At 60.1% G+C, this 1,088-nt stretch carries 2 protein-coding genes; both read left to right on the top strand.

Translation table 11 applies throughout. The features are described from left to right. Nucleotides 1-659 (top strand): S-methyl-5'-thioadenosine phosphorylase (locus KGL31_08030; protein MDE2321847.1); only part of this gene is annotated, 659 nt, incomplete at its 5' end. Between the two features lie 145 nt (nucleotides 660-804). Continuing rightward, nucleotides 805-1,088: sugar kinase (locus KGL31_08025; protein ID MDE2321846.1), on the top strand; the 284-nt coding region annotated here is incomplete at its 3' end.

Here is a 1,088-nt window from a genome sequence, read left to right as displayed (position 1 = left end):
TCTACGCGCTCAAGAGCCTCGGCGTAGAATGGGTGCTCTCGGTCAGCGCGGTGGGCAGCCTGCGCGAGGAGCTGCCGCCGCTCGATCTGGTGATCCCCGACCAGGTGATCGATCGTACCAAGCATCGGGTGGACACGTTCTTCGGCGAAGGTGTGGTGGCCCACGTAGCCTTCGCGGAGCCGTTCTGCCCGCACCTGAGCGGGATCACCGCAGACGCCGCCCGGCAGCTTGTGGGTGTGCGCACGCATCGCGGCGGCACCTACATCTGCATCGAGGGGCCGCAGTTCTCGACCAGGGCCGAGTCGCGGATCTATCGAAGTTGGGGAGTGGATGTCATCGGAATGACCAATCTGCAAGAGGCGAAGCTCTGTCGTGAGGCCGAGATCTGCTATGCGACGCTGGCCCTGGTGACCGATTATGATGTCTGGCATGAGACAGAGCAGGATGTGTCGGTGGAGGCGGTGGTGGCGATCCTGAAGCAAAACGCCGAAACCGCCAAGGCCATCATCAAGGCGACGGTGTCGTCATTTCCGACCGACAGGGAAGGCTGCTCGTGCGGGAGCGCGATGCGGGATGCGGTCATCACGGCTCACGACGCCATCCCGACCGATGTTCGGGAGCGGCTGCGGCCGATCATTGGGAAGTATGTCAAGCAGTAGAAGCGTTCAGCTGTCAGCTTTCAGCAAACACACTGAGGACGACAAACAGGCTTTATTGTCCAAGGAAGGGCGTTTCAGTAATGCCCTGTTTTATTCCTGCATTGCTGATAGCTGATTGCTGACGGCTAATCGCTGGGGAGTGTCCATGAGCAGCATCCTTGTTGTGGGATCGGTTGCGCTTGATTCGGTTCGCACGCCATTCGGTAACGCAAAAGAGGCGCTGGGCGGATCGGCTACCTACTTCTCGGTAGCGGCCAGCTTCTTCGCCGACGTTCGAGTTGTGGCAGTGGTGGGGGAGGACTTTCCTGAAGAGCACCTGGCGTTTCTCAAGAGCCGGTCGATTGATCTTGCAGGACTGGTGCGGGTTCCAGGGCGCACCTTCCGATGGACCGGAGAGTATGGGTTTGATCTGAACGAGGCGAAGACGCT

The sequence above is a fragment of the Candidatus Methylomirabilota bacterium genome, from assembly GCA_028870115.1.
GTDB lineage: Bacteria > Methylomirabilota > Methylomirabilia > Methylomirabilales > Methylomirabilaceae > Methylomirabilis.
This window is presented reverse-complemented; position numbering and strand designations above follow the sequence as displayed.